Source organism: Galactobacter caseinivorans (assembly GCF_003640665.1).
GTDB lineage: Bacteria > Actinomycetota > Actinomycetes > Actinomycetales > Micrococcaceae > Galactobacter > Galactobacter caseinivorans.
Genome location: NZ_QQXL01000002.1, coordinates 50,444 through 65,360 on the forward strand (window position 1 = coordinate 50,444; position 14,917 = coordinate 65,360).

The following is a 14,917-nucleotide window of genomic DNA, read 5'->3' on the forward strand; positions in this document are numbered from 1 at the left end:
ATCTCCGCGGCCGATGAGCAAAAAACCTACCGCACAACTCATACACACGTCTGTGTTTTGGTGAGGGGCCGCTACCTCGCCGGCGTCTCGACCAAGCGCACGGACAGGCTCGTGAAGCAGCGCGGCATCCGCACTAAGTGACGCATTATTTCCCGCATCGACACCGGCGCCGAGGTGGCCGCTGGTCATGCCACTCAACGGAGATCGTCCTCCGGGTGAACCTCCTACGCCCCGCGGCACACCCCGACTTGCGCGATACCCTCTGGGGGTATAACTTGGAATGCAGATACCCGGTAAGGGTATGCAACCACGGAAAGAGGAGACGCGATGACCGCGAACCAGTACCAGGTGACAGGCATGACGTGCGGGCACTGCGAGATGTCCATCCGCGAAGAGGTCTCCGCCATCGCCGGCGTCGAGGACATTCAGGTGAGCGCACAGACGGGCAAGCTCGTGGTGACGGGCGCCGACTCCGTCCAGGACGCAGACATTCTGGCGGCCGTGGCTGAGGCGGGATACTCGGCGGTGCGGGCGTCGTGAAGACCGGCACGCGCCTCACCGTCTACGGTCTGGGTCTGGTGGTGGCCTTCGGCGGAGCCTTTGGCATCTCGCAGGCCGTGATCCCCTCGAGCGTGGTGAGCGATTGGGCCAAGGGCACCGAAAGCAATGGCCACGGCAACGGGCACGATCCCGCAGCCGCCCCGGCGAACGCCAAGCCCGCCGACACCGCAGCGGACAGCCTGAAGGGCCTCTCGCTGGGCCAGGGCGGCTACGTAATCTCCCCGGTCAAGGCCCCAGCGCAAGCGAAGCAGCAGGGCCAGCTCTCCTTCACGATTCGGGACGCGACGGGCGCTCCCGTGACCCACTTCAAGACCGCGCATGAGAAGGATCTGCACCTGATCGTCACGCGTTCGGATGGCAGTCAGTTCCGCCACGTTCACCCGGTCCTGGACAAGGAATCCGGCACGTGGACCACGCCTTGGGAATGGGACGCGGCCGGCAGCTACCGGGTCTTCGCGGACTTCACTCCGGCGGCGGAAAACGCGCAGGGGCTCACCCTGACGCGCACGGTGCAGGTGGCGGGGGAGTTCACGCCGGTGGCGCCCCAGCCCAGCCGGGTGGCTCAGGTGGACGGCTTCACCGTCACCCTGGACGGAGATCTGGCGGCGGGCACCTCCAGCAAGCTGAAACTCAACGTGGCGCGGGATGGCAAACCCGTCACCACGCTGGAACCGTACCTGGGTGCCTTTGGCCACCTGGTTGCGCTCCGCGAGGGCGACCTGGCCTACTTGCACGTCCACGCCGAGGGTGAAGAGCCCCAGCCCGGGCAGACCTCGGGGCCGGAGATCGCCTTCGCGGCGGAGGCCCCCACTGCGGGCCGCTACCTGCTCTACCTGGACTTCCAAGTGGATGGCAAGGTGCGCACCGCGGAGTTTGTTGTCGATGCGGCCCCCACGGCTGAGAATCAGGCGCCCGACGACGCCGCTCACCAGGGCGGGCACTGAGTCTTCGGTAGTGCTGGGCTCAGCGCAGAAACGCTAAAACGAAGCACCAGCTGCTGCGGTCGGCATCAACCCCCAGCACTGATCAGCAACCCCACGATCCACGAGCAAAAGAAGGAACGGACATGAGCACATCAGCGCCCCCCACCGCGGGCACCGGCGTCGAGCTGGAAATCGGCGGGATGACCTGCGCCTCCTGCGCCATGCGGATCGAGAAAAAGCTGAACAAGCTGGACGGCGTGGTCGCGTCCGTGAACTACGCGACGGAGAAGGCAAAGGTCACGGTCCCGGACGGCTACGACCCGGCGCTGTTGATCGCCGAGGTGGAGAAGACCGGGTACTCGGCCGCCATGCCGGCGCCTAAGCGCCACAAGAACGACGACGCCGCAGCCGGTGGCACGGAGGACGCGGATCCGGAGCTGCGATCGTTGCGCAACCGGCTGATCGGCGCCGTCCTGCTCACGATCCCGGTCATTGCCATGGCCATGATCCCCGCCCTGCAGTTCACGTATTGGCAGTGGGCCTCACTCGCGCTGGCGGCGCCGGTCATTGTGTGGGCGGCGTGGCCGTTCCACCAGGCTGCGTGGACCAACTTGAAGCACGGCGCCGCCACGATGGACACCCTTATTTCCCTGGGTACCTCCGCGGCGTTCCTTTGGTCGCTCTATGCCCTGTTCTTCGGGACGGCGGGCACCCCGGGCATGACGCACGCCTTTGAGTTCGCGCTGGCGCCCTCCGACGGCGCGGCGAATATCTACCTCGAGGTAGGTGCCGGGGTGACGATGTTCATCCTTGCCGGGCGCTACTTTGAGAAGCGCTCCAAGAAGCAGGCCGGCGCGGCATTGCGCGCGCTGCTGGAGCTGGGCGCCAAGGAGGTCGCGGTGCTGCGCGGGGGAGTGGAGACCAAAATCCCCGTGGAGGAGCTGCAAGTGGGCGACGAGTTCATTGTCCGCCCGGGCGAGAAGATCGCCACTGACGGCGTGGTGGTCTCCGGAACCTCCGCGGTGGACGCGTCCATGCTCACTGGCGAGGCCGTCCCGGTGGAGGTCGCAGCAGGCGACGCCGTCACCGGCGCAACCACCAACGTCGGGGGCCGGCTGGTGGTGCGCGCAACGCGCATTGGCTCCGACACCCAACTGGCGCAGATGGCCCAGCTGGTGGAGGACGCACAGACCGGCAAGGCCGCGGTACAGCGCCTGGCGGATCGCATCTCCGGCATCTTTGTGCCGATCGTGATCGTCATTGCGATCGCGGCGCTGGGCGCTTGGCTTGGCGCGGGCTTCCCCGTGACGGCGGCGTTCACTGCGGCGGTGGCCGTGCTGGTCATCGCGTGCCCCTGCGCTTTGGGCCTGGCCACACCTACCGCGCTCCTGGTCGGCACCGGCCGCGGCGGGCAGATGGGTGTGCTCATTAAGGGCCCGGAGGTCCTTGAATCCACGCGCAAGATCGACACCGTGGTCCTGGACAAGACCGGAACCGTCACCAGCGGCAAGATGACGCTGGTGGGCGTGCATGTGGAGCCCGGCACGGACCGTGCCGAGCTGCTGCGCCTGGCCGGGGCGCTGGAGGATGCCTCCGAGCACCCCATCGCGCAGGCCATCGCGAAGGGCGCCACGCAGGAAGTGGGGGCGCTGCCCACACCGGAAGACTTCGCGAATATCGAAGGCAAGGGTGTGCAGGGCGTGGTGGATGGACGCGCGGTGCTGGTCGGCCGCGATTCGCTGCTGGCCGACTGGGCGCTGAAGCTGAGCCCGGAGCTGGCCTCCACCAAGGCGCACGCCGAGGGCGAGGGCAAGACCGTGGTCGCCGTGGGCTGGGACGGTGAGGCGCGCGGCATTCTGGTTGTTGCCGACACGGTGAAGCCGACGAGCGCCGAGGCCATCGCCCAGTTCAAGGCGATTGGCTTGACCCCGATCCTGCTGACCGGCGACAACGAGGCGGTGGCGCGCCAGATCGCGGCCCAGGTCGGCATCGACCAGGTCATTGCCGAGGTGCTGCCTCAGGACAAGGTCGACGTCGTGACGCGGCTTCAGCGCGAGGGCAAGACTGTCGCGATGATTGGCGACGGCGTGAACGACGCCCCGGCGCTGGCCCAGGCCGATTTGGGGCTGGCGATGGGCACTGGCGCGGACGTGGCGATCGAGGCCTCGGACATCACCCTGGTGCGTGGCGACCTGCGTAGCGCGGTGGATGCCATCCGCCTCTCCCGCAAGACGCTGGGAACCATCAAGACCAATCTGTTCTGGGCCTTTGCCTATAACGTCGCGGCAATTCCGGTTGCGGCGCTGGGCATGCTCAATCCCATGCTTGCCGGCGCGGCCATGGCGCTCTCCAGCGTCTTTGTGGTGGGCAACAGCCTGCGCCTGCGCGGGTTCAAGAGCATCGCCAAGTAAGAAGAGCATCGCCAAGGAGTGGGTGTCGTCGCGCCTCGCGACGGCACCCACCCCAACGAACTACCTCAAATAACACCTCACCCCGAAGGGAATCACCCAGCATGAGCAACGACTTCCAGGCGGCCGGCAGCTGCTGCAGCACCAAGGCCATCAACCCCGCAGCCATGGGCAACGGGCGCCAAAACCTGATGGACATCAGCGCGGCCAGCCCGGCCACCCCGTCAGACGACATGACCACGTGCCCCATCATGGTGGGCAGCCCGGTCAGCAAGAGCGCCGCGGAGGCGGTGGGCCTGTACCGCGATTTTGAGGGCGAGCGCTTCTACTTCTGCTGCGCAGGATGCGGACCCGCCTTTGATTCAAACCCCGCCAAGTACGCCGGCGACTTCGCCGCCGCTCAGGCTTAAAGACAAGCCCAGGGCCCTTCCCCCGGGCCGGCCCTCAAGAAACCGGAGAACCCCCCCATGAACGCTCACCACGCCGTGATTCTTGGCGCCGGGGCGGCGGGAACCGCCGCCGCTCGCGCCCTGGCCGGGCAGCAGGACGTCAGGCTCACGCTGCTGGCTCAGAGCAACGAGCAACCCACCTCGCGAATGCTCATCAAGGGCGTCGCGATGGGCATGACCACGCCGGAGCTCATCCGCTTGCCCCTGCCGCGGGCGGAGTTCGTGGCGGACACGGCCCGCCGCGTGGACACTGCGCGGCGGGAGGTTCGTCTGGCCTCCGGAGCGGTCATCGGCTACGACTCGCTCATCGTCGCGAGCGGGAGCCGCGCGCGCCGCCTGGACGCCGAGCTTCCAGGAGTGGAGGAGGCGGAGCGGGCGGGAAGGCTGCTGACACTTCACACGCTCGACGACGCGATGGGCGTCCGGCGGGCGCTGCTCGCCAGGGGCAAGCGTGCGCGCATCGCCATCGTGGGGGGCGGGCTCATCGCGGCGGAAACCGCATCCACGCTGCAGGCGCAGGGCCACCTGGTCAGCCTGATCGCCCGCAGCGAGCTGCCCGGCGTCGCCAGCTTTGGCCGCTCGGTTGCCGCGCGCATCGCGGCGGATCACAGGTCCCACGTGAGCACCTACTTTGGCCGCAGCGTTAGCAGGATCAGCTCCGAAGGCGCGGCGTCGGTCATCTCCCTCGATGACGGCGGCGCCATCGCAGCGGACCTGATCATCATGGCGCTGGGCACCGAGCCGCTCAGCCCCGCGCCGTGGGAGAACGGGATCGATGTTGATGACCGGCTCCGCGCCCACGGCGTGGAGGGCGTCTACGCCGCCGGGGGAGTGAGCGTGCATCACGACGATCACCTGGGCACCTGGCGCATTGATCATTGGGAAGACTCCATGGCCCAAGCCACGCACGCCGCGCAGGCGCTGCTGCACGGCCTGGCCCTGGGCCAGGACCCGGGAAGCTACCGGCCCCGCAGCGCCCACATGGCCATGATGTACGGGCGAATGATCTCCGGCGTGGGGATCGGCGGGTTCCCGGAAACGGAAGCGGACGCCGGCGCGGAAGCCCGGGACGCCGAGGAGTTTCTGGTGCTGCACCAGCACCAGGGAACCGTGGTGGGCGCCAGCGGCGTGGACGCCGTGGGAGAGGTCTACCAGTGGGGTCAGCGCCTGCACACGGTTGAGGCCTAAATGCCTAAGGCCTCGGTGGCCGGCCGGCGGTGGGGCTTTGGCTTTGCCATCGCCGCGACCATGCTCATGATGGTGGCGGCCAGCGCGCCTTCGCCCTTCTATCCGCGCTTTGCGGAGCAGCTGGGGCTGCCGCCGGTCGCGACCACCTTGATGTTTGCCGTCTACGCGTTCACGATGCTGGCCGCCTTGTTGTTGGCGGGCGCCGCGTCGGATGCCCGGGGCCGGCGGCCCGTCGTCGCGGCGGGATCGCTGCTGCTGGCCGTGAGCCTGGTGCTGTTCTGGCAGGCGGACAGCCTGGTGTGGGTGTTGGTGGCGCGGGGCATCCAAGGAATAGCCGCAGGCCTTCTCCTCCCGGCGCTCTCCGCCATGGTCGTGGACTTTGCGCCGCCCGCCCAGGCCCATGCGGCGTCGCTCTGGAACACCATCGCGGCCATGTCAGGGCTGGGAGTTGGTGCCATCACGGCGGCCATCATCCTGGATGTCTCCGAGAACCCCGCGGGCGTCGTCTTCGCCTCGCTCGCCGGGATCTTCGTCGCGATCGCCACGCTGGTCTGGACCACTCCACCGGGGGAGCGCAGCCCCGGCGCCCGGGCGAAGCTGGCCTCATCGAGGCCGGCGGTCCCCCAGAATCTGCGGGGTGCCATCGCTGTCGCCATTCCTGCCATCATTGCGGGGTGGGCCACCAACGGACTCTTTCTGGCGCTCGGTTCCTCCCTCGTGAGGCTCCATTTCGGCGCCACCAGCCACGCCCTGCAGAGCGCCGCCATCCCCGTGTTTGCCGTGGCCGGCATTGCGGCGTCCGTGCTGCTGCATCGGCGCTCTGCCCGCCTAGTCAGCGTCTATGGGACGGCTGCGCTCGGGGTCGGCACCGCGCTGAGCCTGCTTGCCTTGGCCCTGCACGCCTTCCCGGCCTACCTTCTTGCGGTGGCGCTGGTGGGCACCGGCTTTGGGACGGCCTTCATGGGGGTCCTGAAAACTCTCATGCCGCGAGTGAATCCGGCACAGCGCGCCGCCGTCATGGCGGTTGTCTATATCGTTTCCTACCTCGCGTTTGGCCTGCCCACCATCGTTGCGGGCCTCTTGGTCCCGGTCATCACGCTGCCAGGCGCCATGGGCGCGCTGGGCGCCGCGATTGTGGTGCTGTGCGCCATCGCGACCGTGCAGCGGATCCGGATCTAACGCCGTCGAGCACCGAGGTCTTGCCGCTCCCACCGGCCCAGCGGGCCGGTAATCTGTCGCTAGTTGGGCCGCGCCCAGCCGGCCCCGACCGCTAGCGACGAAGGAATGCACCATGGAAGCTGCCGCCAAGACCCCCGCGCCAGAGCACGGCTACATCACCGACAAGGATCAGTACCTGAAGCGCATGGGCCGCATTGAGGGGCAGGCCCGCGGCATCTCCAAGATGATCGATGACGAGAAGTACTGCATCGACATCCTCACCCAGATCAGCGCGCTCACGAGCGCGCTGGAGGTGGTGGCGCTCGGCTTGCTGGATGATCACCTCAATCACTGCGTGCTCGACGCCGCGCGGCTGGGTGAGGGGGATGCGGCGGCCAAGATCAAGGAAGCAAGCGACGCGATTCGCCGCTTGGTTCGCTCCTGACGATTCTCCGGTCAGGGCCGGGACTCCTATACCCGTAGGGGGTATACTGGGTGGGTAATGAGAGAACGCCACCCACACGTCGAGCTCGTCAGCTCGATCGCTGAAGGAGTCCCCATGCCCCGCCTTTCCCGCCTCACGCCCCAGACCGCCACGGGCGCCTCACGCGAACTGCTTGGCGAGTTGGTGGGGCGTCATGGGCAAGTGGGAGACATGGTCTCCACCATGGCGCACTCGCCGGCCGTCTTGGGCGGCTACCTGCAACTCAGCCGCGCCCTGCGCCGCGCCAAACTGGACCGCAAGGCCAGCGAGCTCATCTCCATTGCCATCCAGGCCCAGCAGGGCTGCGGCCTGTGCCTGCAATCCCACATCGGCGCCGCCAGATCTCTTGGCGTGACCGAGGAGGAGATCGAGTTCGCGAAGGAGGGGCTGTCCTCGGATTATGCCCTGGCCGCGCTCATTGCGCTTGGCCTGCAGATCTATCGCGAGCCCACCTCCATCACGGACGATCAGGTGCAGGAGCTGCGCGCCTACGGCTTCAGCGACCGCGAGATTGCCGATGTGGTGGGTGTGGTCACGCTGAACATCCTGACCGGCTCCTTCAACCTTTTGGCCGGGCTCACGCCGGGGGCTGCGGCCTGATTCGAGCGGCTATCGTCACGGGAACAAGGAGAATGCCGGTTCCGCCAGAGTCATTCTGGCGGAACCGGCATTGTTTTGTGGTGGGGGTCCCTAGTCGTCAGTGGTCCTTGCGACCAGGCTCTGTCGCCGTGCCACCGCCACCGCATCCGAGGGGATCACCAAGGTGGGGCGGGTGGCATGGTGCAGCACGCTCGCGGAGGTGCTTCCCAGCAGCGTGGCCTTGATCCCGCGCAGGCCCCGGGAGCCAAGGATGATCAGGTCCACCTCCAATTCCTCTGCGGTGTTCACGATGGCCTCCGACGCCGTGGACATAGTGGAGGAGATGAGCGGTTCCGCGAGCAGCCCCAGATCGTTGGCTAGCCGCGCGCCGTCGGCCGCAATCTTTTCCGAGGCGTCCAGCGCCGCCGCGTCCAATTCCTGCAGTCTTTCCAGCGCAGGGTGGCCGGAGAGGTGGGCGGCGAATCCCTCCATGTGCTGGCGCGCATAGAGCAGGACGGCGCTGGCTCCGGGGAACAGCTGCGCGACGGTGCGCAGGGCGCTTTGGGCGTTGATGGAGCCGTCGTAGGCGATGAGCAGCTTGGGGGTAGGCCTGTTCGTGGGGGTTGGCGTTTCGGTGGGGGTGGGCATGGCGGTGTCCTTTCGAGGGGTGAGCAGTGCCTGAGTAGTGGGGCGTGGGGATTACGGGGCGGGGACCGACTCGTCCATGGCCGTCACCACGGCGCGCGGCTTCCTCATGGTGGCGCCGGTGATGATGGCTCCGAGCAGCGCAAGGATCGCGGCGCCAATGAAGGCCGCCGAGTATCCCTGGGTGAGTTCCACCTTGGATGCCTCGGTGCCGGCGATGCCGTAAACCAGGGCGGTGAGCACGGCCAGGCCCAGCGCCGATCCGATCTGGTAGCTGGTGCTGACCAGGCCGGAGGCCACGCCCGTCTCCGCCGGAGGTGCCGCGTTGATGGCGGTTCCGAGCGAGGGCACGAAGGCCAGGGACATGCCCAGCGCTGCGAGCAGTGACGCAGGCAGCACGTCCACCACGTAATTACCGTCGGGGCGAACAAACGCGAGCCAGGCCAGGCCGCCGGCCAGTAGCACCAGGCCGCTGACGATCAAGGACTTGGCCCCAAAGCGTTCCTGCAGGCGCGGCGCCAGGGCAATCATGACCAGGACCACCAGGCCGGTCATGGGCAACAGCGCGGCGCCGGCGGCGAAGGCGCTGGCGCCCAGCACCTGCTGCAGGTACAGATTCAGGAAGAACCACATGGAGACCCAGGCCGCGCCCAACATCAGCTGGGCGCCATTGGCCGCGCCAAGCAGGGGAGCGCGGAGCAGGCTCAGGCGCAGCAGCGGGGTGCGGCTGCGGGCCTGGATGAGGAAGAAGATGCCCAGGAGAACCACGCCGACGGCGAGCACACCGAGGGTGGACCAGGTCAGCCAGCCCACCTCGGGGGCGTTCACCACGGCGTAGACCACCGCGGCCAGTCCAGCCGTGACCGTGAGCGCTCCGCCGATGTCGATGGAGCCGGAGGCCCTCCGCTCGGTGCGGGGGAGTGCGGTCGCCGTGAAGGCCAGGACAAAGAGTGCGATTGGGATGGTGACGTAGAAGACCCACGGCCAGCTGGCGTATTCGGTGAGGACTCCACCAAGGAAGACACCGGCGGTGCCGCCGATCGGTGCGGCCGCGCCGTACACGGCAAAGGCCTTGGGCAGGTCTGCGGTGCCGCCAAAGAGCATCATCAACAGGGTGAGTGCTGCGGGGGCAATGAGTGCGGAGCCGGCTCCTTGAACCGCGCGTCCCGCGATCTCCAGGCCGACGCTGTTGGCCGCCCCGGCCATGAGGGAGCCTGCGATCAGGATGATCCAGCCCAGCGCAAAGATCTTGCGCGCTCCGAAGGCGTCGGAGAGTCTCCCGCCCAGCAGCAGCAGGCCGCCAAAGGCGACCACGTACGCGTTAAACACCCAGGAGAGGGACTCCGGCGTGAAGCCGAGGTCTCGCTGAATGTCCGGGAGGGCCACTCCAATGATTGAGGTGTCCATGATGACCACAAACTGCGCGGTGGCGATGAGCACCAGGCCAAGCCACCGCTTGGCCGCGGAGATGGGTGGGGGGTTAGACATGACTTCCTCCTATGAAACGGTGCCGGTATACCCGGTCGGGGTATAACCTATACCCATAGGGGGTACGGGTGCCACTGTCGACTGGATCACCTCCCAGAAGGTCACAAATGTTCATGCAGGGCGAGGGGCCATCACGTGGGTGCATCAGGGGCGCCGGGGGCAGTGGGCATAGTGGCACAGGGGAGATTCGCTGTCCCGGGACGTAGGCGCTGGAGGCGCACGATGCATACTCGCGGGTATGAGCGGATGCGAGATTGCAATGCACCCTCGGCTTCATCCCGCTTTGGCCCGGCGCTTCAGCCCTGTTCGCTTTGATCCACAGGGCACAGCGAGCTCCGCGCAAGTGGACGTTTGGCTCGACGCCGCGCGGAAGGCCCCGGCGGCGGGAAATTCCCAGCCTTGGATGATCATCATGGTCAACCTTGCCCATGTGTTGATTGAGGGCACCACGGACTGGGAATGCTCAGAGTTCTCACGCTACGACCTGGGCCAGGCGGTGGCGCACATGAGTATCCAGGGACTAGCCGTGGGCCTGGATGCTCACCAATTTCGTGCCTTTGGCAGGGAAGCGGTCGCCGCGGAGTTCGGGGTTCCCTCGGACTGGAAAGTGGCGTCCATGACGGCATTTGGTGTGGCTGCGCATGCAGCGGGAGGCGTTGCTGCCCCTGGAAATTCCCGCGAACGCGCCACTATTCGCGACATCACTTGGGCTCGAATCTGACGTTCCGCCCCAGCGAGCCGCAGGTCTTGAGTCGCCGCCCCGCTCAGCCGCCTTGGGCGGCGCGCCGCTCGATGTAGAGGCGCTCGTGCAGCGCCCGAGGCGTGGGGTCCGCCTCCGGCTCTTGCTCTGAGAGGTCGGAGGGGTCCTGCACCGAGAAGGTCAGGCCGGCATCTGTCAGGGGCTCGGTGAGCTCTTCCCATTCCTCGACGTCGTCAAAAACGATGTCCGCCACGACCGCCTCGGTCAGGTGTGTGCCGGGGATCAGTTCAAACTGACCCTCCGTGTCGTACTTGACGATGGGGGAGCCGCCCAGTTGATCGCGCCCATCTAGCCAGTAGCCGTAGGCCTCGCCGTTCTCTCCGACCGCCACCCAGCGTGCGCGGTCGGCGACTTCGCTGATCGCCGCGACGTTGGCCGTGATGTCTAGGTCCGCCAGGTCCTCGGCCGTCAGGTAAGAGGTGTCATAGGGCGAGGCGGTCTCGCCCGGGTGCAGTGCGCGCAGGCCAAAGCCCTCGAAGGGGTCCTCTTTCAGCACTCCAAACGTCGCCTCGGCAAGCAGGGCCAGGTCGGCCGGTAGATCGGTGGTCTTTACTACCTCGCGGCGAAAATCGTCAAGCTCGCTCACAGTGGTGCCCCTTTATCGGTTCGGATCGCGGTCAGCTGATGTGGTGCATGGGGCCGCCCAGGCCCCTCTTGTGCAGGCTCTCCGGGCCTGGTCACGCTCGGCCAGCAAAGAATCCATGAACGACGACGCGGCGGGCGCTTGGGCGCGTGCTCTTGCCGCGTCGGGGCTGCGGAATGGGGTGAGCTAAGAGGTCACCAACTGTGCAACCTCCTGGAAGGCCTCGATACGGCGCTGAACCCGTGCGGCCCGGACGGCGGGATCCTTCGCGAAAAGAGCTTGGGGTGACGGATGGAAGGTGTGGACAACGGTGAGATCGCGCCTCCGCGCCAGTCCGGGCCGAGCCTTTACCACGCGTCGCCACGCGTTCTGGGCGTCACTGCCCTGCAGCAGCACAACGCGGAGTCTGGGCGCCAGGTCAATCAGGTGCAGGACCGTGGGCACGCCAACATTCAGTTCAGCTACCTTCGGCTGGCGATTGATGTACCAGGGGTAGGCGTTCCAGGGAAGGAGTTCCCGCGGGGACAAGCCGACCTGTTCCATCAAATCTGCCTGGAGGGCGGCGGAGCCATCATCATTTTCGACGCAGATGAACCCGCTACCGACGCCGTCCTGCGTTCGGGGGCCGGGATCGCGCAGGATGCTGAGTACCGTCGCGTCCGTGCCACCGTGTAAGGGCGCCACGTAGGGGGCCCAGCCGCGGCCCTGCTCCCGAAGTTCGTCAACGTATCGATTGACGGGCGCAATGTGTGGTGCGTAGCGCTCGCTCCATTGTTGGGACTGGAACTTGGGGTCCGCCATTCTCCGGGTCATGAGGTGAGAGTAGCAATCACGGCCCAGCCGCGCCCCCGGCCGCGTCGGTGGCTTGCGTCTGGTTCGGCCGCCGGGGGAGCATGGCGGCATGACGAATCAGATTCCTGCACCTGTCCAGGCCTTTGCCGACGCCATCAACAACGCGGACACCGACGCCTTTGTGGCGCTCTTTACCAGTGACGGGATGGTGGACGATTGGGGCCGCCAGCTGCACGGTCACGACGGGGTGCGCAGCTGGGCGGGCTCGGATGCCATCGGCGCCGGAGCCAAGATGTCGATTCTCTCGGCAGAGACTGAGGATGCCACGACCCGGACGCGCTTCAGCTGGAGCAGCAGCGTCTTTAACGGGGAATCGGATGGCATCTTTGAGCTCGACGGCGACTCGATCGCCAGCTTCACCATTCCCCGCCACTAGTTCGTGCGGAACAGGGTGGAGGGGTCGGCCCTCCACCCCGCGGTGTGACCGTGCAACGGCGGCCCAAGTTGGCGGGAGTGCCCTCTTTTCATAAACCGAATGGACTATTACAGTGGTGCTCATGAACCAGCACCCTCCCGCCGGCCGCGATCTGACGATCGACTTTGCCCGCGTCGTCTGCGTCCTGCTCGTGGTTTTTGTCCACCTCGTCCTGGTCGGTGTGGGGCGCAACCCGGACGGGAGCCCGGCCTTTGCCGATCCCGTCAATGGCACCAAGTGGGTGGCCCCGGCCTCGTGGATCGCGGAGATCATGCCGCTGTTCTTCGTGGTGGGTGGATTTGCCGCCCGGGTGGGTTGGTCCTCCTCGCAACGGCGCGGGGAGAGTGAGGGCGCGTTTGTGCGCACCCGGTTGGCCCGCCTGGCCCGCCCCGCCTTTCCGCTGTATGCCTTCCTAACGATCGCCCTCATCACCGCGACGCTGCTTGGCGTGGATCCCGCGCTGCTCAATACCGTGGCCATCCCGGTGGGCTCGGTCCTGTGGTTCCTTGGTGCCTACATGCTGGTGCAGGCTCTGGCCCCGTGGATGATCCGCTGGCACGAACGCGCACCGTGGCTGGCCTTGGCCTGCCTGCTTGCCGCGGCGCTCTTGGTGGACACCCTCCGCTTGGTCGTGGGGATCTGGTGGCTTGGCCTGGATCGCATTGATCCCGCCGGCTACGGGCTGGGGGATGAGCTCTTTGGGCTGCCCAACGTGGCGTTCGTGTGGCTCTTTGCCCAGCAGATCGGGTTCTGCCTGCGGGACGGCTGGTTTTCTCGCCTGAATGCGTGGCGGCTGATCCTGGTGATCGTGGCCGGTTTTGGCGCAGTGGCCCTTCTGGTGTGGCTCGGCGACTACTCCCGCAGCATGCTGACCAATCAGTGGCCTCCCACCACGCCGCTCGCCGTCTTGGCCATCGTCCAAGCAGCAGCCTTCACCCTCTTTAACCCGGCTCTGGCCGCCATCATGCGCACCAAGCCCGCCCAGGCCCTCGTGTTCTGGGCCGGCTCGCGCCTCATGTCCATCTACCTGTGGCACGTCACGGCGATTGTGGCCATCACGGGGCTGTTGCTCATCCTGCCGTGGCCCATGCCTTACCCGGGCTCGGCCGCCTGGTGGTGGACCCGCCTGCCCATGATGGTGGCGGTCTTCGCCCTGGTCTGGCTTATCTCCTTGTGGACCGCCCGCTACGAGCGCCCGGTCCCAGAGGCTCCCGGGCGGTCGGTGCCGCCGCTGGCGACCGTCGTCGCCGTCGTCGCCTTTGTGGTTCCCTCCATCATCATCTCCGCCTACGGTCTTGACCTGCCGCTGGCGATCATCGCCGTGGCGGCCACCGGACTCTCGCTCCTGCTGATCCGCCCGGGGGCCTGGGTGGTGGCCCCGCCCCGTGCCGGTGAGCAGGTCAAGGCCAAGACTGAGGCGGACGCGGGCTGAGTCACAGCGGTTGGCGCCGGTGCGGGGGCACCGACTACGCTCAAGAATGCATCTCGTTCGGGGGGACGGCGTGACGTGTGCCTGTGCGCGGATCGGAGCCCCCGGCGTGAACGCTAAAATGAGGGTGGCCGGAAGAACACCGGCGATCCACGACGGGAGAGACCATGCCCCTGCAGTGCATGTATTGCGGCACAGAGTTGTCGGCAGAGTCGCGCTTCTGCGTTAAGTGTGGACAGCCCGTTGCCAACGCAACCGCGGCGCCGCAGGCCGTGACGGTGGCACGCACCCTCACCGAGCGTCCGGTGCCGGCCCAAGCCATGTCTGGCGCGCCCTTTGGTCCGCCTCCCGGCGCCCCCGCGGCGTCGCCCGTGGCGGAACCGAACGTCGTCGCCCAGGCAGCTGCGTCGGTTCCCTCCCCAGCTGGCCCCGTTGCCCAGCCAGCCCCAGCCATCCCTCCCCAGGAGCCCGCCGTGGTTTTTGATGCCCCCTCCTCCGCGTCCGCAGCCACGCCGGAGCGTCAAGCGCCGACTTACCGTGTCTTGTTGGAGTTCTCAGATGGCAGTCAGGTGATGCTGGACGACGACGCGGTGTTGGGTCGCAAGCCGGAGCAGGCCGCCGTGCAAGACGACCTCATCGCGGTTCCGTTGGTTGACCCGCTCAAGTCCGCTTCCCGCGTCCATCTGCGACTGTTCATGACGCCCCAAGGCGTCAACGTGGTTGATGCTGACTCCGGCAACGGAACACGCGTTGAGCATGAGGGCACCATGTATGAGTGCACTGCCGGGCAACCGTTCTGGATTGAACCCGGGGATCGGCTCTGGCTTGGCGAGGTACCGATCGCGGTCTCGCTGGGCTAAACCTGCCGCCGACCCGGCTTCATGACTGGGGTCGGGGCGCCACCGGCCGGGGGGCCGGGCTAACACCGACACCCGCTCTGCCTCTATTGTTCCAATGGATGGGCAGACAAGGGTTGCACTTGAAAGGGGGACCGC

Annotated in this window: 16 protein-coding genes and 1 pseudogene; 13 read left to right on the forward strand and 4 right to left on the reverse strand. The window is 67.1% G+C overall.

Going from position 1 to position 14,917, the window contains the following annotated elements; genetic code table 11:
- Window positions 1-327: 327 nt before the first annotated feature.
- The 8 genes from DWQ67_RS03885 (at window position 328) to DWQ67_RS03920 (ending at window position 7,771) form a co-directional block, all read left to right on the forward strand.
- Entirely contained in the window at window positions 328-540 is a 213-nt protein-coding gene (locus tag DWQ67_RS03885) for a heavy-metal-associated domain-containing protein (protein ID WP_121484293.1), read from the forward strand.
- On the forward strand, window positions 537-1,505 hold the full coding sequence (locus DWQ67_RS03890) for a heavy-metal-associated domain-containing protein (protein ID WP_121484294.1): 969 nt from the start codon (window positions 537-539) through the stop codon (window positions 1,503-1,505). The genes DWQ67_RS03885 and DWQ67_RS03890 overlap by 4 nt, the downstream gene beginning before the upstream one ends.
- Window positions 1,506-1,627: 122 nt before the next feature.
- On the forward strand, window positions 1,628-3,895 hold the full coding sequence (locus tag DWQ67_RS03895; protein ID WP_121484295.1) for a heavy metal translocating P-type ATPase: 2,268 nt from the start codon (window positions 1,628-1,630) through the stop codon (window positions 3,893-3,895).
- 101 nt (window positions 3,896-3,996) lie between these two features.
- Window positions 3,997-4,302, forward strand: a complete 306-nt coding sequence (locus DWQ67_RS03900; RefSeq protein ID WP_121484296.1) for a YHS domain-containing protein — start codon at window positions 3,997-3,999, stop codon at window positions 4,300-4,302.
- 57 nt (window positions 4,303-4,359) lie between these two features.
- Window positions 4,360-5,529 (forward strand): FAD-dependent oxidoreductase, encoded by a 1,170-nt coding sequence (locus tag DWQ67_RS03905; RefSeq protein WP_121484297.1) that lies wholly within the window; start codon window positions 4,360-4,362, stop codon window positions 5,527-5,529.
- The gene (locus DWQ67_RS03910) at window positions 5,530-6,708 is read left to right on the forward strand and encodes an MFS transporter (RefSeq protein WP_121484298.1); all 1,179 of its coding nucleotides are present in this window, start codon (window positions 5,530-5,532) and stop codon (window positions 6,706-6,708) included.
- A 112-nt stretch (window positions 6,709-6,820) separates the two neighbouring features.
- The gene (locus tag DWQ67_RS03915; protein WP_121484299.1) at window positions 6,821-7,132 is read left to right on the forward strand and encodes a metal-sensitive transcriptional regulator; all 312 of its coding nucleotides are present in this window, start codon (window positions 6,821-6,823) and stop codon (window positions 7,130-7,132) included.
- A 114-nt stretch (window positions 7,133-7,246) separates the two neighbouring features.
- On the forward strand, window positions 7,247-7,771 hold the full coding sequence (locus DWQ67_RS03920; RefSeq protein WP_121484300.1) for a carboxymuconolactone decarboxylase family protein: 525 nt from the start codon (window positions 7,247-7,249) through the stop codon (window positions 7,769-7,771).
- 90 nt (window positions 7,772-7,861) lie between these two features.
- Here the strand turns inward: DWQ67_RS03920 and DWQ67_RS03925 are convergent, their stop codons facing one another.
- Window positions 7,862-8,398, reverse strand: a complete 537-nt coding sequence (locus DWQ67_RS03925) for a universal stress protein (protein ID WP_121484301.1) — start codon at window positions 8,396-8,398, stop codon at window positions 7,862-7,864.
- A 51-nt stretch (window positions 8,399-8,449) separates the two neighbouring features.
- Window positions 8,450-9,883 carry an MFS transporter gene (locus DWQ67_RS03930; protein ID WP_121484302.1) on the reverse strand — a complete coding sequence of 478 codons (1,434 nt, stop codon included), beginning with the start codon at window positions 9,881-9,883 and terminating at the stop codon, window positions 8,450-8,452.
- Window positions 9,884-10,142: 259 nt separating this feature from the next.
- On the opposite strand from DWQ67_RS03930, the gene DWQ67_RS03935 reads away from it, so the two are divergent.
- Window positions 10,143-10,604, forward strand: coding sequence for a nitroreductase family protein (locus tag DWQ67_RS03935; protein ID WP_233555918.1), 462 nt, complete (start codon window positions 10,143-10,145; stop codon window positions 10,602-10,604).
- A 43-nt stretch (window positions 10,605-10,647) separates the two neighbouring features.
- Here the strand turns inward: DWQ67_RS03935 and DWQ67_RS03940 are convergent, their stop codons facing one another.
- Complete coding sequence (locus DWQ67_RS03940; RefSeq protein WP_121484304.1) at window positions 10,648-11,229, reverse strand: hypothetical protein; 582 nt, start codon at window positions 11,227-11,229, stop codon at window positions 10,648-10,650.
- 183 nt (window positions 11,230-11,412) lie between these two features.
- Window positions 11,413-12,039, reverse strand: a complete 627-nt coding sequence (locus DWQ67_RS03945) for a uracil-DNA glycosylase (protein ID WP_121484305.1) — start codon at window positions 12,037-12,039, stop codon at window positions 11,413-11,415.
- Between the two features lie 88 nt (window positions 12,040-12,127).
- Here DWQ67_RS03945 and DWQ67_RS03950 point away from each other — a divergent pair, with 88 nt between their 5' ends.
- The 4 genes and pseudogenes from DWQ67_RS03950 (at window position 12,128) to DWQ67_RS03960 (ending at window position 14,782) form a co-directional block, all read left to right on the forward strand.
- Window positions 12,128-12,454 (forward strand): nuclear transport factor 2 family protein, encoded by a 327-nt coding sequence (locus tag DWQ67_RS03950; protein WP_121484306.1) that lies wholly within the window; start codon window positions 12,128-12,130, stop codon window positions 12,452-12,454.
- A gap of 121 nt (window positions 12,455-12,575) precedes the next feature.
- Window positions 12,576-13,925, forward strand: a complete 1,350-nt coding sequence (locus DWQ67_RS03955) for an acyltransferase family protein (RefSeq protein ID WP_147433611.1) — start codon at window positions 12,576-12,578, stop codon at window positions 13,923-13,925.
- A 179-nt stretch (window positions 13,926-14,104) separates the two neighbouring features.
- Window positions 14,105-14,161: pseudogene (locus DWQ67_RS14320) on the forward strand (zinc-ribbon domain-containing protein); the annotation flags it as partial.
- 39 nt (window positions 14,162-14,200) lie between these two features.
- Window positions 14,201-14,782, forward strand: coding sequence for an FHA domain-containing protein (locus tag DWQ67_RS03960; RefSeq protein ID WP_147433612.1), 582 nt, complete (start codon window positions 14,201-14,203; stop codon window positions 14,780-14,782).
- Window positions 14,783-14,917: the final 135 nt, after the last annotated feature.

Bases quoted from the DNA above. Each gene is read 5' to 3' on its own strand.
- DWQ67_RS03885 (WP_121484293.1), top strand. From the start codon at position 328: ATGACCGCGAACCAGTACCAGGTGACAGGCATGACGTGCGGGCACTGC.
- DWQ67_RS03895 (WP_121484295.1), top strand. From the start codon at position 1,628: ATGAGCACATCAGCGCCCCCCACCGCGGGCACCGGCGTCGAGCTGGAA.
- DWQ67_RS03900 (WP_121484296.1), top strand. From the start codon at position 3,997: ATGAGCAACGACTTCCAGGCGGCCGGCAGCTGCTGCAGCACCAAGGCC.
- DWQ67_RS03905 (WP_121484297.1), top strand. From the start codon at position 4,360: ATGAACGCTCACCACGCCGTGATTCTTGGCGCCGGGGCGGCGGGAACC.
- DWQ67_RS03910 (WP_121484298.1), top strand. From the start codon at position 5,530: ATGCCTAAGGCCTCGGTGGCCGGCCGGCGGTGGGGCTTTGGCTTTGCC.
- DWQ67_RS03915 (WP_121484299.1), top strand. From the start codon at position 6,821: ATGGAAGCTGCCGCCAAGACCCCCGCGCCAGAGCACGGCTACATCACC.
- DWQ67_RS03920 (WP_121484300.1), top strand. From the start codon at position 7,247: ATGCCCCGCCTTTCCCGCCTCACGCCCCAGACCGCCACGGGCGCCTCA.
- DWQ67_RS03925 (WP_121484301.1), bottom strand. From the start codon at position 8,398: ATGCCCACCCCCACCGAAACGCCAACCCCCACGAACAGGCCTACCCCC.
- DWQ67_RS03930 (WP_121484302.1), bottom strand. From the start codon at position 9,883: ATGTCTAACCCCCCACCCATCTCCGCGGCCAAGCGGTGGCTTGGCCTG.
- DWQ67_RS03935 (WP_233555918.1), top strand. From the start codon at position 10,143: ATGCACCCTCGGCTTCATCCCGCTTTGGCCCGGCGCTTCAGCCCTGTT.
- DWQ67_RS03945 (WP_121484305.1), bottom strand. From the start codon at position 12,039: ATGACCCGGAGAATGGCGGACCCCAAGTTCCAGTCCCAACAATGGAGC.
- DWQ67_RS03950 (WP_121484306.1), top strand. From the start codon at position 12,128: ATGACGAATCAGATTCCTGCACCTGTCCAGGCCTTTGCCGACGCCATC.
- DWQ67_RS03955 (WP_147433611.1), top strand. From the start codon at position 12,576: ATGAACCAGCACCCTCCCGCCGGCCGCGATCTGACGATCGACTTTGCC.